Annotated in this window: 22 protein-coding genes; 20 read left to right on the forward strand and 2 right to left on the reverse strand. The window is 66.9% G+C overall.

Translation table 11 applies throughout. The features are described from left to right. Positions 1-81 precede the first annotated feature (81 nt). Positions 82-1029, forward strand: a complete 948-nt coding sequence (locus DB31_RS36210) for a hypothetical protein (RefSeq protein WP_044196693.1) — start codon at positions 82-84, stop codon at positions 1027-1029. Positions 1030-1062: 33 nt separating this feature from the next. Here DB31_RS36210 and DB31_RS36215 read toward each other — a convergent pair whose 3' ends face one another. After that, on the reverse strand, positions 1063-1569 hold the full coding sequence (locus tag DB31_RS36215; RefSeq protein ID WP_052420526.1) for a hypothetical protein: 507 nt from the start codon (positions 1567-1569) through the stop codon (positions 1063-1065). A 748-nt stretch (positions 1570-2317) separates the two neighbouring features. Continuing rightward, on the reverse strand, positions 2318-4663 hold the full coding sequence (locus DB31_RS36220) for a choice-of-anchor A family protein (RefSeq protein WP_052420527.1): 2346 nt from the start codon (positions 4661-4663) through the stop codon (positions 2318-2320). Positions 4664-5462: 799 nt separating this feature from the next. On the opposite strand from DB31_RS36220, the gene sitA6 reads away from it, so the two are divergent. The 19 genes from sitA6 to DB31_RS36315 all read left to right on the forward strand — a co-directional run bounded on the left by sitA6 (position 5463) and on the right by DB31_RS36315 (position 24850). Next, positions 5463-6107 carry a SitA6 family polymorphic toxin lipoprotein gene (sitA6, locus tag DB31_RS47290; protein ID WP_075306397.1) on the forward strand — a complete coding sequence of 215 codons (645 nt, stop codon included), beginning with the start codon at positions 5463-5465 and terminating at the stop codon, positions 6105-6107. A gap of 24 nt (positions 6108-6131) precedes the next feature. Beyond that, the gene (gene sitI6, locus DB31_RS47295) at positions 6132-6845 is read left to right on the forward strand and encodes a SitI6 family double-CXXCG motif immunity protein (protein ID WP_075306399.1); all 714 of its coding nucleotides are present in this window, start codon (positions 6132-6134) and stop codon (positions 6843-6845) included. 560 nt (positions 6846-7405) lie between these two features. Further along, complete coding sequence (locus DB31_RS36235; protein WP_157232342.1) at positions 7406-8482, forward strand: hypothetical protein; 1077 nt, start codon at positions 7406-7408, stop codon at positions 8480-8482. Between the two features lie 101 nt (positions 8483-8583). Beyond that, complete coding sequence (locus tag DB31_RS36240; RefSeq protein WP_044196700.1) at positions 8584-9981, forward strand: OmpA family protein; 1398 nt, start codon at positions 8584-8586, stop codon at positions 9979-9981. Between the two features lie 7 nt (positions 9982-9988). Next, positions 9989-11674, forward strand: a complete 1686-nt coding sequence (locus DB31_RS36245; RefSeq protein WP_044196702.1) for an AMP-binding protein — start codon at positions 9989-9991, stop codon at positions 11672-11674. A 3-nt stretch (positions 11675-11677) separates the two neighbouring features. Further along, complete coding sequence (locus DB31_RS36250; RefSeq protein ID WP_044196704.1) at positions 11678-12064, forward strand: DUF4280 domain-containing protein; 387 nt, start codon at positions 11678-11680, stop codon at positions 12062-12064. Further along, positions 12057-13184, forward strand: coding sequence for a type VI secretion system protein IglI family protein (locus DB31_RS36255; RefSeq protein WP_044196705.1), 1128 nt, complete (start codon positions 12057-12059; stop codon positions 13182-13184). The genes DB31_RS36250 and DB31_RS36255 overlap by 8 nt, the downstream gene beginning before the upstream one ends. After that, entirely contained in the window at positions 13181-14101 is a 921-nt protein-coding gene (locus DB31_RS36260) for a hypothetical protein (RefSeq protein WP_044196707.1), read from the forward strand. The genes DB31_RS36255 and DB31_RS36260 overlap by 4 nt, the downstream gene beginning before the upstream one ends. Before the next feature lie 35 nt (positions 14102-14136). Next, positions 14137-15327, forward strand: a complete 1191-nt coding sequence (locus DB31_RS36265) for a hypothetical protein (protein WP_157232343.1) — start codon at positions 14137-14139, stop codon at positions 15325-15327. Positions 15328-15475: 148 nt separating this feature from the next. Then, positions 15476-16009: a type VI secretion system contractile sheath small subunit gene (gene tssB / locus DB31_RS36270; RefSeq protein ID WP_044196711.1), complete on the forward strand. Its 534-nt coding sequence runs from the start codon at positions 15476-15478 to the stop codon at positions 16007-16009. A gap of 42 nt (positions 16010-16051) precedes the next feature. Then, a complete protein-coding gene (tssC, locus tag DB31_RS36275; RefSeq protein WP_044196713.1) occupies positions 16052-17545 on the forward strand; it encodes a type VI secretion system contractile sheath large subunit in 1494 nt (497 codons plus the stop codon). 42 nt (positions 17546-17587) lie between these two features. Next, a complete protein-coding gene (locus DB31_RS36280; protein ID WP_044196715.1) occupies positions 17588-18160 on the forward strand; it encodes a hypothetical protein in 573 nt (190 codons plus the stop codon). Between the two features lie 39 nt (positions 18161-18199). Beyond that, the gene (gene tssK / locus DB31_RS36285; RefSeq protein ID WP_044196717.1) at positions 18200-19456 is read left to right on the forward strand and encodes a type VI secretion system baseplate subunit TssK; all 1257 of its coding nucleotides are present in this window, start codon (positions 18200-18202) and stop codon (positions 19454-19456) included. 1 nt (position 19457) lies between these two features. Further along, complete coding sequence (locus DB31_RS36290; RefSeq protein ID WP_044196719.1) at positions 19458-19838, forward strand: GPW/gp25 family protein; 381 nt, start codon at positions 19458-19460, stop codon at positions 19836-19838. A 1-nt stretch (position 19839) separates the two neighbouring features. Continuing rightward, on the forward strand, positions 19840-21483 hold the full coding sequence (locus tag DB31_RS36295; RefSeq protein ID WP_044196721.1) for a hypothetical protein: 1644 nt from the start codon (positions 19840-19842) through the stop codon (positions 21481-21483). Positions 21484-21495: 12 nt separating this feature from the next. Then, positions 21496-22095: a hypothetical protein gene (locus tag DB31_RS36300; RefSeq protein ID WP_044196723.1), complete on the forward strand. Its 600-nt coding sequence runs from the start codon at positions 21496-21498 to the stop codon at positions 22093-22095. A gap of 134 nt (positions 22096-22229) precedes the next feature. After that, on the forward strand, positions 22230-23876 hold the full coding sequence (locus DB31_RS36305) for a type VI secretion system baseplate subunit TssF (RefSeq protein ID WP_044196725.1): 1647 nt from the start codon (positions 22230-22232) through the stop codon (positions 23874-23876). Beyond that, positions 23873-24514 carry a DotU family type IV/VI secretion system protein gene (locus DB31_RS36310; protein WP_044196730.1) on the forward strand — a complete coding sequence of 214 codons (642 nt, stop codon included), beginning with the start codon at positions 23873-23875 and terminating at the stop codon, positions 24512-24514. The genes DB31_RS36305 and DB31_RS36310 overlap by 4 nt, the downstream gene beginning before the upstream one ends. 9 nt (positions 24515-24523) lie before the next feature. Beyond that, entirely contained in the window at positions 24524-24850 is a 327-nt protein-coding gene (locus DB31_RS36315) for a hypothetical protein (RefSeq protein ID WP_044196731.1), read from the forward strand. The last annotated feature ends 1 nt before the right edge of the window (position 24851 follow it).

Consider the following 24851-nt stretch of genomic DNA (forward strand, 5'->3'; position numbering starts at 1 on the left):
AAAAACGGACGGGGTCCAGCGCTCGCCTCCTGCACCCATGAGAGAATGAGAGCTCTTGGGTAGGCAGGAGGTCTCGCACACGTGGAATCCAGCACCCGGACGACTGTTCCCCTGACTCGCGCGGCCCTGCTGCTGCTCGGGCTCTGGCTCCCAACCCCGGTCCTGGCTCAGACCGCCCCGCCGCTGCCCGAGCGCCGGCTCGTTATCAACAGCCTGCTCGTCGCGCGCCTCAACCCCCTGGGGCTCGAGCTGCAGACGCGCGGCGGCTACCAGCGGCGCCTCTACCCTCACGAGGGACCGCTCTTCCGCGACAACTTCCTCTTCGTGGGTGTCTACCCCAAGCTCAGCCCCGCGGGTATCAAGGTGGGGCCGGTGGTGGAAGTACAGCCTCTGTCCATCTTCAACCTGAGGCTGTCCGCCGAGTACGTGGGCTTCTTTGGCGCGCAGGGCTTCTTGCAGTCGCGCCCTTCGGCGAACGCGGACGCCTCCGACACGGCCCGGGATGACGGCAAGGCCGCGGGGCAGCACTACAGCGCCTCGGGGATGCGCCTGGCCCTCGAGCCCTTTGTCCAGATGAAGCTGGGGCCCGTCGCCGTGCGAAACCGCTTCGCGGCCGAGTACTGGAGCATGGGCCTGCGCGGCGAAGACCGGGTCTGGTACGACGCCACACTGGACACGCTGGTGCCCGGCAAGGGCTTCACGCTGGCGAACGATCTGGACGTGCTCTTCCTGGGGCTGCCGCCGCTGGTGGTGGGGGCGCGCTATTCGCTGGTCGAGCCGCTCTACACGCCGCGCCACCTCGAGGCGGGCGAGGCCCTGACGGTGGACAATGGCCACCAGCGCGTGGGGTTGCTGGCCGCCTATGTCTTCTATGACGAGGGGTACACGGCCTTCAACAAGCCAGCCGTCATCCTCAACGTCGCGTGGTACCTGCAGCATCGCTTCCGCACAGGGGCGGACGTGAACCGCGCCATGCCCTATCTGCTCCTGGGCTTCGCCTTCCAGTCGGATCTTCTGGACGGAACGTAGTCTCGTGAAGCTCTCGAGCTACGGCACCGCAGGTCACCTCTTGAAGAAGCCCCCTTCGGGGAACGCTTGGGTCGCCAGCCTCTGCAGCAAGGCGAAGTCATCCAGGAAGCCCGCTTCTTGGAGGTATGTGCGCTTCGAGTCGTAGAAGGCGAGCTTCTCGCAACTGAAGCAAGCGACCACGTCCAGCCAATCCGTGCCGCGCCAGAAGCGCAGGGTGATGTCCGGGTTGAACATGCACTTGCGACGCGGCCTGGGCTCGAAGTCCTTCGGTGACACCCAGATCTTCCCCAAGGCCTCGCGATCCTCCTTGCTGAGCGCGGGGCCCTCGCGGGTGAGGAGGTAGGGTCCGCTGAACTTGCGGGTGTCCGGCTCGGGAGGCAGTTGGTCCCAGTTCTGGTCCACATCCGAGAGGAAGATCTGCACCCGATCCGGCTGGCGAAAGAACTGCTCCAGGGTGGGTGAGGCGGGAGCCTTCGGTGCCACATTCGGTGCCACAACAGGCGCGGAGGACAGGCACAGGATCAGGAGCGCGGTGAGCATGGGTCTCCAGGCTACATGGATTGAGGTGGGGTTTGCCGCTTCGCAGCCTCCAATGCTCGGAGCACTGGAGCCTAGGACTTGACGTCGTCGCGGCCGACGACCGTCATCATCGTGGCGCTCAGGGTGGCGGGTTCGATTCCCGCCGCCTCCATCTTGAGAGAGGCTCAATTCGTGTAGGAGCAGACGGTCTGCGTCTGATCAATCGAACACGTCCAGCGCGAATGGTCTGCGCAGTAGCTCGGCCCAGGAAAGTCGCGGTGTCCGCTCCTTCTTCGGTTCAGCCTTCGCCGTTGCCTCAGGCGGCGAGTTCTCCGTCTCCAGCCCCTCCCTCTCCCCAGGTTGAGAAAGTCTCCGCGCAACCATCGCTGAAGCTGCAGGGCTCTACTCCCCAGAACTGGGTGGAAGCCTCGCGCAGTCCGGGAGATCCCGTGTACACGTCTCAGTCTCCGTACTGGTGCTCGTTACATAGCATCCACCCAAGCCATCATCCCCACACTTGGAAGCCATCACGGTCCTCGCCCGAGACCCCGTCAGGGCGCAGGAGCTAACCTAACGAATTGGCAACCCGTAGCTTGTTCCGCAACCCGTTCCGCAGGGGGCGAAAACAATGCCAGGGCAGGCCACTCTCGTCCCCGTGCAAAACTCCGCCACATCAGCTGACAGAGCCCTGAGAATACTGGGGCCGGGAGCCGCTGATAAAGCAGCAGCTTCCGGCCATGGTTTCCAGGAACACTGAGCGCTGGCGAGACTACTCGGGGAGTGTAATCACTTGTGTGCTCGTCACGGACTGACCATTCCAGAAGAAGAGGGTGAATTCGTCGCTCGCGTTCCAGTGAATACTCCGAGTTATCTTCTGTGTCTCGATGGGGCCGAAAGTGATCGTCTCCATGAGAATGCCGCGCGCGTCATAGAACTCGAAGGTTCGAGTGACGGGTTCACTGCCTTCGTTGCCGAAAAGCATGAAATATTGATTTGGCTGGAGGGGAGGTGTGATCGCTGTCGACCAATCAATGGGTTGGTACAGAGCCTGGGGGAGTTGGTTTGAGATGCCGCCGCCCGGAGCCGCACCACCGTTGGAACGTGCCCAGACAAGGTTGCCGCCGGCTCCTTCTCCAGTCGTGGTTCCGAACACCCGGATTTGGTTGAGGGTTCCACAGATGTGCGTGCCGCCACAGGTGCCGCTGCTGTTGCAGACATCTCCGGTCGTACAGGAATTGGAATCGTTACATGGTGTACCGGTGGTGGTACGTGAGCAGGACTGGCTTTCGCTGCTGGTGAAGCCAGCACAATTTCCCTCCGAGCAGGTATAGGTAGTGATGGAGCGGGACTGTGAGCCTATGGGATCGCAGACGTCGTTGAAGCCACCGCATGCGCCCCACGCCCCAGCACTGGGAGTGCCACAGGGAGTGTTGACCGGCTTGTTGCTCCAACTAGTGGTGGAGACGCTTGGATTGCACGTCTGGCAGCTGGCGGCCGGGTTGGTAGCGCCGGAGGCATAGTAGGTGCCGCCAATCCAGCAGCCTGCGGTGCACTGGCCCGCGCTGGTGCAGATGAGCCCTGAGCCGCAGGAGGTGCCGGGAAGGGCCGAGGGATGAGAGCAGTTGCCCGAGGCATCGCAGATGTCCAGGGTGCAGGCGTTGCTGTCATTGGTGCAGGCCGTACCGGAGGGCAGGAAGCCATCGCCCGGGCAACTATCGGAGGTGCCGGTGCAGGACTCGGCGGCGTCGCACGCTCCGTTGGAGGCACGGCAGACAGTGGTAGCGGGTTTCTTGGCGTCCGCTGGGCACGAGCTGGAGGTACCGATGCACATCTCTGCGGCATCACAGCTACCATTGGCCGCGCGGCAGACAGTGGTGGATGGCAGGAATGAGCAGGTGCCCAGATTGCCGAGGATGTTGCACGCATCGCATGCGCCGCCACATGTGGAGTCGCAGCACACGCCATCCACGCACTGGCTGCTGGAGCATTGGTTGGCCGCGGTGCAAGCAGCCCCGTTGCCCCTGTGCGCCTCGCAGGTGTTGCCCTCGCAGTAGGAGCCGCTCGCGCAGTCGGTATCCGCCCGGCAACAGCTTGAGGAGGCACACTCTCCGTAACCGCACGTGGCCGGGTTGCAGGTCTGCATCCCCGCTGCACCGCACCACGCCGTGCAGCTCCGGCTGCTCGAGCCAGTACACTCGAAGCCCTCGTCCACTTGCCCGTCGCAGGTGTCGTCCACCCCGTTGCACGCCTCCGCTGCGGGCGGCGTGCAGGCCCCCCACGAGCAGGTCGCCCCGCACACCCGGGTGCCAGTGGAGCCACAGCTCGTCGCACAATTGGCGTTCGTCCCCTCCTCGCACTCTCCCCCCAGCTCGTCCAGCGCGTTGACATGGGCTATTGCGCCACTGAGGTTCAGCGAAAGGGCGTACATGCCGCCGAACAAGTGTCCACGGCTGAAGGTGACGCGGGCATGAGGGGCCAGCACCGTACCCTTGAACTCGGTACTTCCGATGTCGATGCGAGTGGCATCCACGAAGTGGTAGAGCACGCGCTGCGGGGTGATGCCGCCGCTGAACAAGGTGCTGAAGCCGTTGAAGCTGAATGGGTTGTCGGAGGCGGGGTGCGTGCTGCGGACGTTGATCACCACGAACGAGCTGGCCGGCGCGTTGATGGACCACGCCCAGGCACCGGTGAGGTGGGTGTTGGTCACATTGAAAATGTTCAGGCACGGATCCGCGCCGTTCATCTTCACGTTGCCATATTCGAGCGTGGCGTCGAGGCCCTGCTGGTCAGCCAGCCGCGAGGACAGACCGAGCATCTTGTCGCGCCGGTCCGCGAAGTTGAAGTCAGAGGGAATGCCCGGCGTCATGGTGCAGCCCGAAGCGCAGCCCGTGCCCCTGTCGGTGTAACTACCTCCATACCTGACGTCGCCATGGAGGGTGCCTCCCGAGACGGTCAGGTCACCACCTGCCATCAACGCGCTGGGGGCATTGTTTGGCAGCACCGAGCCCGCTTCGGAGCGCGTCAGGGCGATGTTGCCACCCGCTGCCACCTTGCCCTCGACGGTGCTCTCGACGGTGGTGGCGCCCTCGATCAGGAACAGGTTGTAGTCACCCAAGTGAATGTCAAGGCAAACGGAGCAGGAGTCCGCCGTGACCTGACTGATGGCGGTGCTCAGGTTCGCTGGCGCTCCCGCTTGCGTTTGCCCTGGTTCGCTTGAGGTGCATTTCAACGCGCCAAGAACGACTGCTGCCGCCAACAAACACGTAAATCCCGCCCGGTACATTTCATCCGCTCCAGGCCCCCGGCGGATGCCTCCGTAGGAGCGTCGATCTTCGGGCTGCAACGCACCGCTCGGGAGGCGCAGCGCAGTCCTTGCCAACGACAAGTGAGCCAGAAGGAGTCAAAATGATGCAGAAGAATCTGCGGGCTCGGTCGTCTTTCGCGGTAAGTGAGGAGCGCCGCAGCGAGGCCACGCCCTTGACGCGTTGCGGTGTCATGGAGCAGGCCACCCGAATTCCACTCGCCTGCGTCTGCGGCGCTCCTGGCAGGGCCGCCATGACGGCAGAGGAACATGCGACGCTGGCCACCATCGGCGCGAACCTGGAGATGCGGGGGCGGGATCTCCGCGACTTCTTCACGGCATGGACGGGAGGCGGCCTTCCTGAATGCCTGGGGATAGTTACCCCCGCACGGTTTCGTCCTCCGTCATGTTGCACGTATGTCGCAGGAGCCTGCGGAATGTGCTGGGACAGGACGGGACGACACGGGACGCGGCGGGATAACGAATCCAAATCATTCCGGGCGGTTGCGAGGCAAGGGCGCGATTCTGCTAGAGATTTCGCACCGCCGGCATGGGTTCGATTCCCGCCGCCTCCACACCGTTCATCGCACAGGAGCCAGTAGACTCCAGAGCCATGCGTGCAAGCCCTGCTGGCTGGGTAGCTTTCGTCGGTGTGCTCCTGGCTGCCTGCGCCTCCACGAATGTCTCGTTGCCTGAGGAGGAACCCCAGGAAGTCTCCTGGGAAGAAGGCTGCCAGGACAACACCACCCTTGAGCTGGTCTGCTCCGAAAACACCTGTGCCTTCTTCCGCTGCAGGGACTTGACAGAAGCCAGGGGAGCAAGCCCTGGCCAGATCGAACCGACTCGATGGCCGGGGCTCAGGCCTCCTGGCGGGTGGCGCAGAGGGGGACGGCTACCTCGGCCAGGCGCCGAGCCCGTCTTCCGAATCCGCTGGCACAACCACCCCGCTCCGACCCTGCCCAGTCAGCGCCCGCTCCCGCGCGACCGCCTCGTGAAGCACCACATCTTCCCGCAGGCCCCGGACCTCGCCGCATGGTTCCAGCAGCAGGGCCTCAACATCCACCAGTACACGCTCTTGATTCCTCGTGAAGTGCATATTCGGATCCACCTCGGAGGCCAACGCGGAGGCCGGTGGAATGAGGAATGGCGTCACTTCACGAGGGGCCGCCTGCGAGCCACACCCGAGGAGATCTGGCAGCACGCCATCAAGTTGATCGTGAAGTACGATCTGACAGGAGCCTCGATGGTGCCCTACTGATGAGGCACCCTGAGCGCAAATCGGATGCGATTCTACGAGTTGAGGGAGAACCGAGCGTCGGGCTACACAGGGGACATCAGTGCCGCATCCAAGTGGTTCCTCCCCGGAGCGAAGTGTCCTGGGTGCGGTGCTACATGGGCCAACGCGGCGGTGGCTTATCCCTGCGTCGACCTATCACGGCATCCCCAGCAGGCAGCGTTCGTGGTGCCGAGGGCTGAGCCTCTTCATGAGTTCGAACGGCTGCGTGAGCTGATCCGCCCCTGGGCTCCTGAAGGAGCGCCTCTTCCTCCCGGAACGCGGTTCGGTCCCCTTGTCGGGAACGCGTGGGGGCGCTTCGGCTCCTTCTTCTTCCAGAATCCCTGGACGCTGCTGGTGCGACGCGAGGCCATGGAGACGCTGCAACAGGCCGGCCTTCGGGGGTTGGCGGGGCATCAGCCGCAGCTGAGCTTCCGTCAGAAGAAAGAGCTGCCAGACCTGATGGAACTCCAGCTTATGCCCTACGGACTGTTGCACGCTGACTGCCTGCGCCAACCCCCTGCGCCTTGTCCTCGGTGCGGGCGTGAGGGCTCCGAACTCCCAGAGCAGCTCATCCTCAAGGCCGCCTCGCTGCCGCCACATACGGATGTGTTTCGCCTGGCCGATTTCGAAAGCGTCCTGGTCGGCACCGAGCACTTCAAGGAGGCCGTCCAGCGCCTCGGGATGGATGGAATCCTCTTCCACGAACTACCGCTGCGCTGAGCGACAGGCTGTACCAGCCGATGCAGCACTCTGCATGGCTGACGCCCGCCATCCGCAGCGCCCGCAGGAGCAGGTGCTTGGCCATCCCAGCGTTGAGCGGCTGGCCGCCCGGCTGGCAGAACACGAAAGGGCCACACGGGGGACGGTGTACCTGGGTGCCTCCACAGCTGAGCCGGGCAGGTTCACGGTCCTTTCCCGCGTACGAAGCGGCTTGCACGGCAGTTCCGGCAGCCAGGGTTCAGCGCAAGCTCCGCGATTTCCTCACGGCATGGGCGGGAGGGGCCATTCCTGAAGGTCCGGTTGCACCTATGTCGCAGGAGCCTGTTTCCAAGGTGGTGACTGAAGTCACCGGTGGATGACGGGGGTCATCAGGACGCTCCCGGCCCATTCCCCCTGGGAGGCCTCCTGGGTCGGCCCGTGACAAGCCCTCTGCTCTGATGAATGTGCTCACCAGCCCTTGCAGGCTCTCCCCTGGGACGAGGTGCTGGCATGTCGGATGCAGAAGGACAGGGCATCACTTCACCTCACCGCCCGCGGTGACACCGTCCAGGAGAACTCCCATGGCCCCCATCGGCTCCAAGCTGACCCGCGCTGCTCCCCTCTCCTCGGCCCCGGCCTCGTTCGAGCCCAAGCCGCTGACGCGTGCCAAGCCGCTGACGGAGGCCAAGCCGAAGGGCCCGGACGCCCTGAAGCACCCGGCCCTGCCCGATGGCGGTCCCAAGTACAGCCCCCTCGTGCAGAACACGGGCGATGCCGGCGTCCTGATGGCGACCGGCGGCACCAACAAGCTCACCGCGCCGCTGAGCGCCGATCCGAAGAAGTACCTCGACAAGCCGGGCACCACCCACCAGAAGGACGTCTTCGGCGGCACGGCGAAGGCCAGCCTCGGCTCGGCCTCGGCCTCCACCATCAACCACCGCGCGGGCGGTGTGATTCAGCACTCGGCCCAGGCCGAGATCAACGGGCCGAATGCCTCCTTCCAGGCCCAGAAGACGCACGCGGGCCGGCTGGGCATCACCAGCGCCCAGCTCACCGGCGAGGCCACCGCGTTCAAGGGGCAGGCGCAGGCGGGCATCCAGCTCGATAACAAGAACCACGCGTACACCGCCGCGCTGACGGGCCGGGCGGAGACGGGCGTGAACGTCACGGGCAGCCTCACGCATGACGTCAACCGGCACGTGGGCGGGTTCCTCAAGGGCGAGGCCAAGGCCGGAGCCGCCGCCTTCGCCGAGGCCGCCGCGTCGCTGAACCCGAAGGCCGGCACGGCGCTGCTCTCGGCCCAGGCGGGCGCGGGGGCCACCGCAGGCGTGTACGGCACGGCGGGTGGGCACCTGGGCCGGCTGCACGGCTCCGCCACCGCGGGCCTGGTCGCGGGCGCGGCGGCTCAGGCCGGTGGGAAGCTCGGTCTGGAGAATGGCTTCCTCCGCCAGTCGGCGCAGGTCAACGCCGCCGCGGGCGTGGGCACGCACCTCAAGACCGACGTCGCGCTCGACGTGCGCCATCACCTCAAGCCCAGCCTGGCCGAGGGCCTGCGCCCGGGCCTCGCTGCCGCGACGGGTGTGGGCTCGCCCGCGAGCGCGCTGCAGCCCGAGAAGTCGAAGCTCGAGAAGGCTCTCTCGAAGGCGTTTGGCGGCTGAGCCACTTGCCACACAAGGGCGGCGCCGCAGTGAAGCGGCACACAGGTTTTCTATGAAGCCCTCCACAGCGGGTGCGGAGCCGCCTCGGCAGAGTGCGACGCATGCACCTTCCCGCGTGGATCCGCGCCGCCGCCGTGGCGGGCTTCCTCAGTCACTCGGCCGCCTGGTCCCAGACGGCCCCCTCCGGCTTCGAGCTGGAGCGCCTGGAGCTCAACCTCGGTAAGGGCTCGCTCCTGTCCAGCCACGGCGAGCTGCTGGTCCCCACCGGCGTGAGCGCCGGGCTCGTCAGCCACTATGAGCACCTGCCGCTCGTGCTCCAGGACGGAGAGTCGCACCTGGAGCGGGTGCGGCACCGCGCCTCGCTCATGCTGGCGGCCAGCTACGGTGTGCTGCCGTGGCTCGAGGTGGGCGCGCAGATCCCCGCGGTGCTCTGGCAGCAAGGCGGGGATCCCAGCCTCCTGGGCCTGCCGCCGCTGACCGCGCGCGGGCTCGGGACGCCGATGCTCCAGGCCCGGCTGGGGCTGCTGTCGCGCCGCGAGGAGCACCCCGTGAACCTCGCGGTGGATCTCGCCGCGGGCCTACCTGTGGGGAGCGGCTCCGCGCTGGCGCGCGACGCGGGCCTGCGCTTCCGAGCCGGGGCCACGCTGGGGCTCGACTGGGGCTGGCTCCACCCCTCGCTCGAGGCGGGCGTGCTGCTGCGGCCGCCCAACCCCTTGTTCCGCAAAGGCTCGCCGCCCGTGGTCCCCGAGCTGCGCGTAAGCGCGGTGCTGGCCACGGCGAACCCGGGGCTTCGCGGCGAACTCGCCCTCCGGGGCGCCTTCGCGAGCGACGACAAGCAGCCCTCCCTGGAGCTGCTGGGCGGCGTGCGGTGGCCGCTGATGCCTCGGGTGGAGCTGCTCGCCCTGGGAGGCCCCGGCCTGGGCGCGGCGCCCGGAACGCCCTCCGCCCGCGTGCTGCTGGGGGTGAACTTCCTCATGGAGCCCCCGCCCGCATTGGAGCGGCTCACGGAGGCCATCCCTCACTTCACGCTGGAGCCGGAGGCCACCGCCGCACGCCGCGAGGTGCCCCGCCCGGCCGTGGCCCCCGTGCCCACGCGGGAGCTGCTCCCCACCGCAGTTCCGTTGGCCCACGCCACGCCCCTGCTGCAGGGCTCCGTGCTCTTCGAGCCGGGGCGGGCCGAGCTGCCCGCAGACCTCAGCCTGCCGCAGGCGGTGCTCGAGCTGCTGCGCTCGGAGCCCGGCAAGTCCATCGTCCTCCTCGAGGGGTACGCGGGCCAGGAGGACGCCGCGCAGGCCGATCGCCTCCTGCCCTTGAGGCGCGCGCAAGCGCTCCGGACCTACCTGGCGGGCCAGGGCGTGCCCTTGGAGCGCCTGCGGGTGCGAATCACCAGCCCGGCCGCTTCCGCACACGCCCCCACGCCCGAGGACCTGGCGCGAGCGCGGCGGGTGGAGATGACCGTCCTGAGCGACCCCACCGCCGTCTCCGAGACGACTCCCTGAGGCCGCCATGTCCTTCGACTTCCACGCCATTCTCCAGCACGTCGAGGCAGCTGCCCCCACCGAGGGCCTCCCCGAGTGGCTCCCGCGAAGCTGGAGCGATCCGGAGGGCTTCGCCTCGGCGCTGGCCCCGGCGTACACGGGCCGCGGCGCGGCCTTCAAGAGCCGCACGGGCCAGCACCACGACTTCTTCCACGATCTCATCGTCCGGCACGCCACCACGGATCGCATCGCGCTGCGCACGTATGACCGGACGCGCGGCTGGCAGACGCTGAGCTACCGCCAACTGCACGACCAGGCCCTCCGGCGGGCCGCAGCGTGGGAGCATCGAGGCGTCAAACCGGGAGCCCGGGTGTGCCTGATGTTCCACCCTGGCGCCGAGCTGTGGGTGAGCCTCGCCGCAGCGCTGGGGTTGGGAGCCTGCATCAGCCTGCTGCCGCCGGTGGGACAGCGCTTCGTCGCGCGCCGGCTCGCCGCGCTCGCACCGGGCCACGTGGCCGCCGAGCCACACCAGGCGCCGCTGCTGGGCGCCTACGCCAAGTGCCTGCTGCCCACGACGGGGCCATCGGCGCCAGCGCTCGCCTCATACTCGTACAAGCCGGACGAGCCGGTGGGCCTGTTCTTCTCGCCTCTGGCGGCGCTCCCCTCCACCCCGGTGCCGCTCAAGGCGGGAGAGGCTTGGCTCGGCGCACTGGTGGATGGGCTGCTCACCTTCGCGCTGGCGCCGGGAGATCACCTGACCGCTCCGGGCTTCCACCCACTCCAGCACCTGCCCGCGCTCATCTTCGCCACGCTGCTGCGCGGAGCTACATTCCTCCACCTCGAGCCCTCGGATGTAGAGGAGCGCCCCAGCCTCCTGACCGAATACCCGGTGCGGGCGCTCGGGGTCACCCCGGCCTTGAGGGACGTGCTGCTGCGGAGCCGGACGCCGCTGAAGAACGTAGGAGGCTGGTTCCGCAACCCCGAGGCCCCGCTCGACTGGCAGGCGTGGCGCGCGTGGGTGAAGCAGTGCGGGCTGGAGTCCGTGCCCTGCTCCAACGTGCTGGTGGATGCGGCCGCGGGAGGCGCAGTGCTTTGCTCGCTCCGGCGCGTGGGAGATGTCCACGCCGAGGCCGCTCCGGCGCCGGGCCGCCGCTGGGCCCTGGAGGCGCTCGACCGGAGTGGACAGCGGGCCGCAGGAGACTCGGGCGTCTTCACCCTTCTGCCCTCGGAGGGGCGGCCGCCAGGGCACGTCATCCTCTCCCGCCTCCGCCAGAAGTACCTCTACGGCGGGACGTGGGATGCGCGGCACGAGGGCCGGGTCCCGCTCATGGCCGAGGTGACGGAGGCGCTGGCGGCCATGTCTCCGCCCTGTTCCACCTCGCTGCTCACCGTGCCGACGGGAGGCCTCTCGGGCGAGCTCCGCTCGATGTTGCTCGTCTTCACGGGCGCGCCCTCGCAGGGCGCGGCGCTGTCCCTGGCGGAGGTGCGCCGGTACCTCGAGCTGCAGCTTGGCGCCGAGCACGTACCAGAGCGGTTCGAGGTCTTCCCGCTCTACCCGAGGTTGAAAGAGGGCCAGGTGGACGCGGCGTGGTGCCACGCGCAGTACCTGACGGGCGCGCTCTACCACAAAGCCCAGGAGCCGCTGTTCCAGACGCTCACGGAGCTGCGGGCCCAGGTGCGGCACGCCGCGCTCCCTTCCGAAACGAGGAGATGACCGATGGGAATCCAAGTCGTCACGGGAGCCATGCTCCAGTGCAGCTTCGGCGTGGCGCCCTCCAGCCTGGTGGTGCTCCCGGCGAACAAGGTGATGGCGACCACTCCGGCCGCCAACATCATGGACAACAAGCCGCTGGTGAACATCCCCCCGTTCGGGATGTGCCAATCCATGGCAAATCCGATGGTGGCCGCAGCCACGGCGGCGGCGCTGGGCGTGCTCACCCCAATGCCTTGCATTCCGGCGACGGCGGCGCCGTGGGCACCCGGCTGTCCCAAGGTGATGATCGGCAACATGCCGGCCTTGGACAGCTCCTCCAAGTGCATGTGCAACTGGGGCGGCGTCATCCAGATCGTCAACCCCGGCCAGACGGCGGTGCAAGATGGCTGAGTCTCTGCATTCGCTCGCGGCGCTGGAGCGCGCGTTGAGCACGGCCTCTGCTCCTGTCTCCTCGCTGACGCCCGAGCAGGTGGAGGCGCGGGTGGATCGGGTCACCGCGCTGATGGCCCGGAGCGCCTACGACGAGGCGGCGCGCGCCTCCGAGGCATTGCTCACCGAGGGACTCCGGGATGTGCGGCTGGTAACGCCGTGCCTCTTCGGTGCCTTCCTGGAGCGCGGCCCGCGCGCTCTGCCCGGGATCTTCTCCGCCCTGCACCGAGTCCTCACGCGGAGCTGGGAGCAGCTTGGCCCCAGCGACAAGAAGCCAGTCGTGGCGGACAGTGGGCTGCTCTGGCTGTTCAAGTCGCTTCACAAGCACCTGGAGTTCCATGGGCGGGCCCAGGACGACGTGTGGCGCAAGTGGTGCGAAAGCTGCGAGGCGTCTGAGATTCAGGAAGCGCTCCAGCGCGCAAGTGAGCTGTTCGAGGCTCTTGAACAGCTCCTGCCCAAAGGAGGGGGTACTACCCGGCTGCTCCAGTTGACCGGCTGGCTGACGGAGAACCGCGAGCTCTTCTCGGAGACTCCAGCCCGCCCTGCGCGGGCCCAGGCTGAGGAGTCCCCCAGGGCGGCGGCCATCTCTGAGCGCTGGGAGGAGGCGCCTTCCGCCGATCCAGAGGAGGAGGCGGAAGATGAGGAGGACGAAGAGCAAGAAGAAGCCACCGAGGAGCAGGCACTTGAAGCCGAGGATGACTCCGAAGAGGAGATCCTCTTCGAGCCCGTGGCGGTCCCGCAGCCCCGCTTGCCGCCACAGCCTGGTCTGGAGCCCTCTCCGGCGCTCGAGCAACTGCTGCACAAGCTGACCGCATTCGATCAGCTCGTAGAGCGTCAGGACTTCTCGCGGGCCAGCATGATTGCCACGGACGTGCTCCATGTGATCGACCACTTCGATCCGCTCGTCTATCTGCCCTCGCTCTTCACACGCTTCCTCTCGGGCCTGAGCGCGCATGCGGGGAGCATCGAGCCACGGATGCAGAGCCCTCGCTCCTTGGGTGAGCGTGCCCTCGAGCGGCTCTACCGGACGGACTTGCAGGCGTTCTTGAACTCCTCCTCCGGTGTGGAGGACGCGCCATGAGAGACCTCTCATTCGAGCAACGGCTGCGCGAGCGCATCCGCGGGTTCGACATGCCCGCTCTGCTGGTGCTGCTGAAACACAAAAAGTATGCGCTGGAGCTGATCGAATACCGGAGCCACCGCACGCTCGTGCATCAGAGCCACCTGGTGCATGACATCCAGTTCAGCGACGAGTCACCCAGCCGGGTGATCATCACGGTGAACATCGGGCTGCTCAGCGTGCAGTCTCCTCTGCCCACCTTCCTGCATCAGACAATGAATCAGCTGGATCCGCTGGAGAGCGAGCGGATGGAACGTTTCCTGGGCTATTTCGACCACGAACTGCTCCGGGCGCGCTTCGCGGGGCTCTACCCTGAACGAAGCGCCTCGCTGCTTCCCGGCTGGGAGGAAGCGGCGCAGAACCGATTGAGCTTATTGAGCCTCACCAGCCCGAGCACGCTGCACTGGCTGTTCGCCCAAGTCTTCCCAGAGGCCGAAGTGTCCGTACGGCGTGAGGTGCGCACTCAGGCCGTGCCAGCCCACGGCTCGCAGCTCGGTGTCACGGCATTGGGAGACTCCACGGCGTTGGGGGGCTTCGCCTCTGTGCCCACGGGCGGCATGGAAGTAACGGTCTTCTTCAATGAAAGTCATTGCGGAATAGGAACACCGTGGGCCATGGAAGCTCCGCTGCGCCTTTCCCATAGGCTCCTCCCTGTCTTCTCCCAGAGCTCGGCGCCACTCACCGCGTGGATGGTGTTGCGCGATCCGAGCGGTCCAGCCCGCCTCCAGCCAGACAACTACCTCGGCTATGTCCCGCTGGCGGGCACTGAGAACCTTCATCAACGTCTCTTGCTCTTCCGCGGCAACCTCGCGCATCCAACCCCAGACACGTCTAGCGGCCAGATACCCAGCGTTTCGACCGAGCAGAGAGTGGCTTGACCCACTCCTGCCAAGTACCTCCAAGGGAGCCAACCATGTCAAAAGTTCAATTCATCGGCTATCAACTCCAAACAGCGGCCAATGGAACATCGAACGCACTCAGCAAGCGCGTGAACTACCCAGGCCTCGCGAATGGCCGCGATGACATCAGGGCTCGATGCATGGTGCTGGCCGACGCCATCATCGCAGCGCGAATGCATCCAGCCATCGACACCAGCGCCAAGAAGATCTTTGCCGCACCAGAGTTCTTCTTCCGTGGCGGTTCGGCCGGCGTCTACAACATCGAAGATGTCTCGTACATCAACGAGTTCCTGGACACGTTCCTCGCCAAGCCGCACTACAAGAAGTGGACGTTCGTGCTTGGCACTGCACTCGCTGCGATGCCCGAGGAGAACTCCAAGACCGAGATTCTCAATATCTCCCTCGTGCGCAATGGCGGCGTGCGCGTCACCGGCAAAACGGATGCCAGCGAGCAGGACGCTCTCGCGCATGGCAGTAGCGACTCGCGGCTGATTTACAAGGAATACGTCTCCGCCATCGATTTCCTCGGGCCGAACTTCGGGCGAGGCGATTTGTTCCATGACGATCCGGCCCAGGGTGGACGCGCACATATCCGTGGCAAGCCCAAGACCCTCATGCCTACGTCGGGAGCGCGACCCACGGGCAAATACATGCGCCACCGGAACAGTGCGAACGAGCACGGCCGGACTCGCACCTGGAAGCCCTCGGGGCACCTGCAGGGTGAGATCTATGGAGAGTTTCTACACGGACGAATCAAGACGCTCCCGGAGCTGAATCGGCGGCTCCGCCCCACCACGTACAAGACCAGCGAGCGCAGCAGGACGGGGCTCGGCGGCGGTATCGACTTCCAGATGAGTGGAATGCGCTTCGCGCTCGAGATCTGTCTGGATCACGCTCAGCAGCGCGCCGCAGAAGCTGTCCATTCGGACGTGGACGTGCACCTCGTCACATCCTGCGGAATGACTCCCCGGTATTCGTGCTGCAAGAGCAGAGGCTTCCTGTTCCATGTCGACGGCATCACCGACGATGCAGCAAGGGTCTGGGCCTACAAACGGACAAGCAGCGGCCACCTTCAGATGCGGCCGCAGACATCGTTGGACATGACCCACCCTTCACGCTGGCTCAACTCGACGACCGACGCGACGAATCTCTTCGAGGCGGGCAAGGGCTCCGTCGTCATCTTCCGCGCCGACGCTCTTCCCTGAAGCTGGAAGCAGTGAGCAGGCCCCTGTGACGCACTTCACTCGCGTCCCGTGAGCGCGCTCACAGCGCCTCCGGGGCATTTCCCACAGATTACGCAGCACCCGGGAGCCACCCGGCCTCCGGTCATCCCAGACAGAAAGAGAGAGCGCCTTGCCCATCCAAGACAAACTTCCCACGTCCCGCATCACCCTCACCTACCGCACCACCATCAACGGGCAGGAGGAAGAGGTTGACCTCCCCTTCCGCATGCTCGTCCTCGGCGACCTCTCCCTCGGCTCGTCCAAGGACCGCAAGGTGGATCTCGACGAGCGCAAGCTGCGCTCCGTCAAGCCCGGCGGTCTGGATGACCTGATGAAGGACATGGACATGTCCATCGAGTTCCAGGTCCCCGACAAGACCACCTCCAGCGGCGAGGGCACGATGAACGTGAAGCTGCCCATCGAGCGCATGAAGTCCTTCCATCCGGACGAGTTCGTCCAGCACGTGCCCAAGCTCAAGGCCCTGCTCATCCTCCGCAAGCTGCTGCTCGAGATGCAGGCCGACATCGACAACCGCAAGGAGCTCTGGCGCACGCTCTCCGAGCTCTACGCCCACCCGGAGCAGATCCAGCAGCTGCTCGAGAGCGACGCGCTCAAGGGCTTCGAGAACCTCCGCCTGCCCCCCGGCGAAGCGGCCGGCAACTGAGTTCCCCTCCACCCCCTGTCACCCCACAAGGAAACACCCACCATGGCTGAGAAAAACTACCTGCAGGAACTCTTCAAGAGCCGCGGCCTGGGCACCCCGCCCACCACCGCCGAGCCCATGATTGGCACCGGCCTCGTCCCCACCTCGCGCCAGGAGAGCGAGATCTCCACCGACAGCCGGTTCATGTCCGCGCTCGCCGCGCTGCTCCACAACGTCAAGCCGCTCCAGGACGAGGACAGCCGGCCGCGCTTCGACAAGGGCCAGGTGATGGACGCCGTGGCCCGCCTGGATGAGCTCATCGAGGCCCAGGTCAACGAGATCCTCCACCACGAGACCTTCCAGCAGGCGGAGTCCACGTGGCGCGGTGTGGAGGACCTCGTCAATCACACCAACTTCCAGGCCAACATCAACATCGATCTGCTCGACGTGTCCAAGCAGGAGCTGGCTCAGGACTTCGAGAAGAACGCGAGCAGCATCTTCTCCAGCTCGCTCTTCAACAAGGTCTACACCCACGAGTACGACCAGTACGGCGGCCGGCCGTTCGGCACGATGATCGGGCTGTACGAGTTCACCGCGTCCCGGCCGGATCTGCAGTGGCTCGAGCGCATGAGCTGGGTGGCCAACGCGGCGCACTGCCCCTTCGTGGCCTCGGCCAGCTACAAGTTCTTCGACTGCGAGAGCGTGGAGCAGCTCGAGTCGCTCAAGAGCCTGGACGGAGTGCTCAACCACCCGCGCTACGGCAAGTGGGCGGAGCTGCGCGAGAGCGAGTCGGCCGCGTACATCAGCCTGGCGCTCCCGCGCTACGTGGTGCGGCTGCCGTACAACCCCGTCACCAACCCGTGCGAGGTGCTCAACTTCACCGAGGAGGCCCACGGCGACTCCAAGAAGTACCTCTGGGGCAATGCCGCCATCCTCTTCGGCCGCAACCTGGCCAGCGCCTTCGAGGTGTCCGGCTGGTGCCAGTCCATCCGCGGCCCCAAGGGCGGCGGCCGCATCCAGGGCCTGCCGGTGGACACCTTCACCCTGCGCGGTCAGCAGGAGATGCAGATGCCGGTGGAGATGTGCATCCCGGACTTCCGCGAGTACGAGTTCGTCCGCCACGGCTTCATGCCGCTCGTGTACCGGAAGAACGAGGCCGAGGCGACGTTCTTCAGCACCCCGTCCATCAAGCGCGCCAAGCGCTACAAGGATCCGAAGGACTCGGAGAACGCCCAGCTCGTCACCAACATGGCGTACACGTTCTCCATCACCCGGCTCGCGCACTACATCAAGAGCATCATGCGCGACAACATCGGCAGCTCCGCCGATGAGGTCTACGTCCACCAGCAGATCAGCAACTGGCTGATGGACTACGTGACCGCGGTGAGCAACCCGGATGACCTCACGCTGCGGCGCTTCCCGTTCAAGTCCGCTCAGGTGCTCGTGGCCAAGCGCCCGGGTGAGATCGGCTGGTACGACTGCAAGGTGTCGGTCCTGCCGCACATCCAGTTCGAGGGCCTCAACGTCGAGCTGCAGCTCGAGTCGCGGCTCGGCTAGTCCCCAATCCCTCTTTCCCAATCCCTTTCACGAGAGAACACCATGCCTCGCTTCAGCCGCAGTCTGGATGTGTACCAGGGCTTCAACTTCAAGAAGGACAAGCAGAGCAACGTCGGCGTGCTCCTGACCATGAAGGTCGGGGGCAAGGAGCTGAAGGCCGATCTGGAGACCATCAAGGATCCGGAGCAGCCCACCAAGGACATCAAGGCCGTTGGGGTGCTCAACCACTACCTGTGGGAGACGGGCTCCACGGACTCCATGTACTTCGCCGGGCAGATCTCCACCGAGAACCGGCAGACGCTGGCCATGCTCATCCTCAATGACTTGACCAACATCGAGGTGGAGTTCAGCTACGCCATCTACCAGTTCGACCCGCTGGAGAAGAAGTACTTCAAGTCCAGCTTCCACAAGTCCGCGCTCAAGGGCCTGGTGGAGAAGAGCGGGGACGAGCTGAAGGTGATGGTCGACGATGATCCGGCGGAGGAGGTCACCTCGCCGCAGAACTTCACCTTCCAGATCGGCATCAAGCCGCAGCCCCAGGAGCAGCAGGTGACCCTGGCCAGCGCGCCGCAGATGAAGGTCGAGAAGAAGTGGGGCTTCAAGAGCGGCAAGTAGCCGCCAGGCCTCACCCCACCCGCTGAGTTCGAGCCCACCATGGATCCCCACAAGATCGCCCGCGTCCGCTGGCAGGCGGGGCAGATGCTCCTGCCCGAACACTTCCGCGCCCAGGACGAAGTCCTCTCCGCCGAGACGCTGCTCTCAGCGGAGCTCACCGGCCTGCCTCCCGTGGGCATCGGTGGGCTCGAACTCAACCGGGCCCAGCTGGCCGAGGGCACCTTCTCCCTCGGCTCGCTGACAGCCCTCATGCCGGGTGGCCAGCTTGTGCAGGTGCCCGGCAACGCCACCGTAGCGCCCATCTCGCTGGAGGAGACGGGCCGCTCGCGGCTCACGCTCTACCTCCACCTGATGCACGAGACCCGCGGCGCCGAGGGAATTCCCCTGTACGCGAAGGATCCTCCCGCGCTCCACCGGGCGCTCCACATCCTCCAGCTCTCCGCCGAGCAGGCCCTGGATGGGGCGATCAGCTCGCTGCCGCTGGCCGAGCTCCAGAAGGATGAGCTGGGGCGGTGGGAGCTGTCGCGGGAGCAGCTTCCTCCCCTGCTGCGCGCCAGCCCCCACCCGTTCCTGGATGGGCTGTTCTCCTGCCTGGACGAGCTGCTGGAGCAGGCGCACGGGCAGCTGCGCACGGCCATCCGTGACCACTACGTGCGCGGCGACCGGCTCTCCAATGCCCGGCGTGCCCTGTGCGAGGTGCGCCGCGCCCAGGGCCTGCGCGCGGACATGCGCCATGGCCTCCACCCCTCCACCTACCACCTCTTCTCGATGCTCCGCGAGCTGTACCTGCAGATGTGCTGCTACCTGGAGTGCGAGCCGGCGGAGGAGCTGCCCGCCTACGAGCACGACGCACCGGGCCCGGGCCTGTGGCAGTGGATGAAGCTGCTCGCGGGTGGCCTCCGCCCGAGCCAGGCAAACCGCCGCACGTACCAGCCCCTCGACTGCCGCGAGGGACGCTTCGTGATCTCGCCCTTGCCCCAGGAGGAGCCCGCGCCGAACGACTTCTACCTGCTGATCCGGCGTCACGAGCGCGACAAGCCTCGCGCTTTGGAGGGCGTGAAGATCGCCAGCCCCCTGCGCCTGCCCCTCGTGCGGCGACAGGCCCTCAAGGGCCTCACCTTCCGCCACGTGCCGTACCCCTCGTTCCCGCACGCGTTCGACTCGGACATCGACTGGTACCAGCTCACGACCGAGGGCGAGGAGTGGCAGGCCGTGCTGCGCGAGGGCGGGCTCTCCCTCCCCGTGACGCCGCCGCTGGAGGGAGCCCAGGTGTTCCTCTTCTGGAGGAGGACGTGACATGCCACGCCGGCCCTTTCTCGACAGGTTCTCCAGCCGCGGCGCCTCTGCGCGGGAGCCGCTGGGCCCCGTTCTGCGCAACCTCGAGGCGGTGCTCAACACCCGCGAGGGCTACGGCTTCTTCCAGCAGGGCTTCGGGCTCGGGGACTACACCGGGGACCGCGGCGGCAAGGAGCTGGTGCCGTTCCTCACGGAGGAGCTGCAGCGCCAGGTGGCGCAGTACGAGCCCCGGCTGCGCGACGTGGAGGTGACGCTGCGTGGCCAGGACGCCGCCCTGTGCCTGCACTTCGAGGTGACGGGCCTGCTGAGCGGCGAGGCCCTGCGGCTGGGGCTGATCTTCGACACCGTGAGCAGCCGGGTGCGGCTGGAGAGGAAGGACTGACATGCCAGACACATTCGAGGACAGGCTGGCCGTCTCGCTGACGCTCACCGTGGAGGGACAGGCACACGCCATCCCTCCCGGCAACATCCAGTCCTTTCATCTGGAGCTGCATGGCTGGGGACTGGAGGGGCGGGTGGAGTTCATCCTCACCGACAACAAGAGCCTGGGCGGCAAGCAGAAGGACACCCTGCTGCCGGACTTCCTCAAGCCCGGCCTCGCCGAGGTGGCGCTCGAGGTGAGCGCCGTCCAGACGGACGCCAAGCCCAAGCAGAAGCCCACGCCGCTGAAGCTCCAGGCGCTCGTGTCCTCCAAGGCGCTCGTGGAGCTGCCGGGTGGCTCCGGCCCGAAGGCCGCTCTGCTGCACCGCCGCTACACCGTGCACTTCCTGGACGCGGCCCAGCTGCTGTGGCGCCAGCACCACCCGTGCGCGCTCTACACGCAGAAGACCTTCAAGGATGTCCTCGACGAGCACAAGGGCGAGAAGATCCAGCTGACCTATGACTGGGACGCCGTGCTGGGCGTCTCGCAGCCGCTGCTCTTCCTTGGGCTGGAGCGGGAGCTGGGAGCGAGCTTCTACGACTTGCTCCAGTGGTACCTGGAGCGCCACCAGGGCGTGCTGGCGTATGACGCGGAGAAGGGCAGCTACTCCCTGCTCGGCGCGAAGTCGGAGAAGGGCAAGCCGCTAGAGCTGGATCCCGGAGAGGTGGCCTCGCTGGAGGTGCACCTGCCCGAGGTCATCCGCCACGGGGCCACCATCCTCAACGCCGTGGCCGAGGACCCCAAGCGCGAGGAGCTCACCCATGCCCAGGCCGTGAAGGGGCTTCGCCAGGACGTACTGCTGTGCACGCCGCTGGCCGACTCGGTGCAGGCCCGGGTGGATCTGGAGAAGGCCCGCCTCGAGGCGCGGGGCATGGAGCTGGAGCTGGAGTGGCGGCGCATGCCGGCCCAGGCCTTCGCGCCGGGGACGCTGGTGAAGCTCTCGCCGGAGAAGGGCTGGAACCCGGCCAGCGTGGCCGCGAAGGACACCTTCCGGATCCGCTCCATGAGCCTCCACGGGCAGGCGCTCGTGGCCGACCCCGACGCGGAGCGCGAGGCTTCGAGTGCGGGCTTCCACTTCCAGATGAGCACTCGGCTGGAGCGCCAGGACGAGCGCTGGATCGACCGCCCCGCGTACACCCCTCCGCGCTTTCCTCGGTACGTCGAAGGCTTGCTGGTGAGCGAGGTGGGCGAGGAGAAGCACGAGACATGGCAGGTCTACAGCGAGGAGAAGACCTCGCTGGACAGCTACCGCATCCAGCTGCCGATCTTCGAGGACCAGGTGGTGAGCGCCCCCTTCAATCCCAACTTGCTGCCGGGCCACTTCTACTTCCCCGCCTACAAGAAAGAGCGAGTGCTGGTGGCGCTGGACTTCCAGCGGGCTTGGGTCAAGCGCTTCCTGGACTGGCGGGCCAGCGCGCGGATGCCGCAGGAGAGCCAGGGCGTGCAGCTGCTGATGGGCAAGACGCCCACCAACGGCGCCACCCTCCAGCAGTCCTATGAAGACGACAAGCCCGTGCTCTTGCTGCAGCGCACCCACGAGAAGGACCTGGGGGTGATCCGCCTGCGCGAGGGCTCGATGCGAATCCAGATCAAGGAAGAGGACTAGGAGCGGCACGCCATGGCGAAGCTCATCTGCACCATCGATCTGGACAAGGAGAAGGGCCTCACCGTCACGGTCGAGGATCCCGAGGGCAAGCTCACCCAGACGGTGATGCTGGATGGCAAGGCCATCACCCTGGAGGTGAAGAGCGACTCGGACACGAGCACCATCGTCCAGAAGGCAGACAGCATCAGCGTCACCTGCAAGGCCTTCAGCGTGGAGGCCGACACCATCACCTTGAAGTCCAAGAAGGAGTCGGCGTGGACGAGCGACGAGACGCTGGAGCTCAAGAGCACGAAGGACATGGCGCTCACCTCCAGCGCGAAGCTGACGCAGAAGGCCTCGAAGGACGCGGTCCTCTCCTCCAACGCCAACCTGGAGCTGAAGGCCACGCAGAAGCTCACGCTCGAGGGAATGGAGGGCCAGGTGTCCGCCACCGGAGGGCCGCTCAAGCTGGAGGGAGTGAAGCTGGAGCTGAAGGGCAAATCCCAGGCGGAGCTGGGAGCCCCGCTCATCAAGGTGGCGGCACAGGGACAGCTGGGACTCGAGTCCTCGGGGATCGCGGAGCTGAAGGGCTCGATGACCAGCGTAAGCGGCTCGCTCGTGAAGCTGGGGTGAGCGGACCGCCCTCGCTCCTGTGACGCAGTTCACACGCTTCCTATGGGGGCCCTCACAGCCCCTTCGGTGAAGAACGCTCAGAGTACGCGGCATCCGGGACGCCCACCGCCCCGGGTGAACGGATGGGATTTGCCATGGCTGAAACGAATCAGCTCTATCAGGACTACCTCGCGGAGCTGGCGGCGCTCGAGCGCTTCCGCCAGGGCTTCCGCCACACCTACCCCGGCGTTCCCCTGGAGCAGGAGGACCCGGATGTGCGCCGGCTGGTGGAGGCCCTGGCCTTCTTCTCCGTGCAGACGCGGCACGCCACGCTGCGCAACCTCCGCTCCACGTGGCTGCGATTGTTCTCCAGCTTCTTCCACTGCCTGCTGGAGCCACTGCCTGCCACGGGCCTGGTGCAGGCGGCTCCCACGGAGAAGATGGTGGAGGCGGCAGTGCTGCCCCGAGGCACCGAGCTGAGCCTGCGGCCCGTGGGCGGCGAGGCGGGCTCCTTCCGCCTCGAGCGGGACCTGCGGGTGCTGCCCATCTTCCTGGAGGAGACGCAGGTGCTGAGCCTGGCGGATGGCGGCCACCGCCTCATCCTCCGCTTCGCCGCGGCCTTCCCTCGGAGGGATCCGGTGGAGGTGCTCAGCCTCCACGTGCGCCACCTGGAGGAGTACGGCAGTTCCCTGGCGGTGTACCACGCGCTCCGCAAGCATCTGCAGCAGGTGCGCGTGGTGTATGACGCGAAGGCGGATGAGCGCTCCGCGGGGCAGCTATGCGAGCACTCCTTCGGGCCGACGCCGTTCGCGCCCGATGACGCGAGCCTCTACGCCAACCCCCTGCAGCGCGCGCGCTCCTTCTTCCAGCTCCCGGAGCAGGGGCTCTTCCTGCACATCCGGGTGGCGCCCACGCGGCAGGCCTGGAACCGCTTCAGCCTGTGCCTGGACTTGAAGAAGGAGTGGTCCGTGGGCCGCTCGCGCCACCCGGACTTCCTGCGCCCCTTCGTCGCGCCCGTCGTCAACCTCAAGGCCGCGCCCGCACAACCCATCACCCTGGATGGCACCCGCACCGAGCACCCGCTGTTGGGGCTGCGCAACGGCCATGGCTTCCGTCTGCACTCGGTGACGGGCGTCTACGTGCAGGGCTCCCGAGGCCGCGAGCCCATGCGTCCCGCCCACGTGCCTGGGCCCGGCCCCTCCTACGAACTGGACGAGCAGCTGGCCGCGGATGGCAACCCCTTGCACCAGCTGCTGGTGCAGATGCCGGAGGCCTTCCTCGAGCCGCGCAAGCTGCACGTGGACGCGCTCTGGTACCAGCCCCACTTCGCCACCGAGGCGATGGGCCGCCTCGAGGCCTCGACGCCCAGCCTCCACGTGGAGGGACTGCGGTGGCGCGTGCTGGGGGACGTGCAGCCGCCTCGCGAGAGCCCCCTGCGCCAGGACGTGCCCGCGCTGACGCGGCTGCTCTCGTGGAAGGTCCGCCCCACCCTGGAGCGGGACGAGCTGGCCGCCCTCCTGTCCTATCTGGGCACGTTCCAGGAGAGCGCCTTCGGCCCCATCCTCCCGCTGTTGCGCGCGCTGAGGTGCTCCGTGCTGCCGGATGGCGCGCTGCGCGGCACGGGGCTGCGGCACGTGTACGAGGCGCGGCTCGCGCCCTTCGACGCCAGCCAAGAGGCCCTCGTCGCCTGCTTCCTCGAGCAGGTGCTGGCCCTGCTGGACGCATGGAACGGCGAGGCCTCCGTGGAGCTGCGGCCCTCGGTGGACGGCGCTGGAGCTTTCAACCCCTGGGGAACGCCATGAACCTGGAACATTGGAAGATCGTCTTCGCGCAGTACCGGCAGACGCGCGCGCTGTTGGACCAATGGCTGCCGGCCGAGACCTCGCGAAGCGAGGAGCGCACCCAGGTCCTCGTAGGACGCGCGGGGCTGGCGCAGTTGCAGCAGCAGTTACTGGTGGCGCTGGACGGCCTGCGCTCGGGGCTGGGCAGCCACTACCGCTCCGAGGAGGTGGACGACGCGCTGCGGCCCTTCATCTATCTGCTAGATGAGCGGGTGCTGCTGCGCCTGGCCGAGGCCGAGCAGTACGACTGGCCCCCGCTGCAGCGCCACCTCCGCGGCGAGGAGGGCGGTGGAGACCTGTTCTTCGAGCTGGCGGACCAGAAGCTGAACCAGCCAGGAGCCTCGCCGCTGGTGTTCGAGCTGCTGCACTTCTGCCTCACCGCGGGCTTCGGCGGCCGCTACCTGGGCAACACGGCGAAGCTGCGTGAGTACAAGCAGCGGCTGGGGGCCCGCATCGTCACCCCCGAACCCGCGCCTGCCGCGCCTCCCGCAGCCACGAACGCGCGGCCCCTGCTCTACGAGTTCCCCGCCCGCTACTACGCCGGCGCCTGCCTCTGCTTCCTGGGGCTGCAGGGCCTGCTGTGGTGGCTCTCCAACTGAGGCGCCGCCATGACTGCATCCCTTGCGAGAACAGGCAGTGAGCGCGCCTCCGTCCCGGCGGCCCCCGCGCTGCTGGAGCGCCTGGAGCGGCTCATCGACACGGAGCTGGGCCCCCTGCGAGCAGGCGTCGAGCCGCTGCTGGTGGACCTGCGCCAGGGCCTGGCAGCGCTCTTCCCGGGACCTGGAGGACAGCAGCTCTCGCCCCAGCAGCAGCAAGAGCAGCGCACCCGGCTCGACCAGGTGCTGGACACACTCGAAGACATTCTGGAGGCGCTGCAGCGCACCGCACGTGCGCAGCGCCGCACGGGCCCCACGGTGGGCCGGAGAGAGAGCTGAA

It is taken from the genome of Hyalangium minutum, from assembly GCF_000737315.1.
In the GTDB taxonomy this organism is placed as follows: domain Bacteria; phylum Myxococcota; class Myxococcia; order Myxococcales; family Myxococcaceae; genus Hyalangium; species Hyalangium minutum.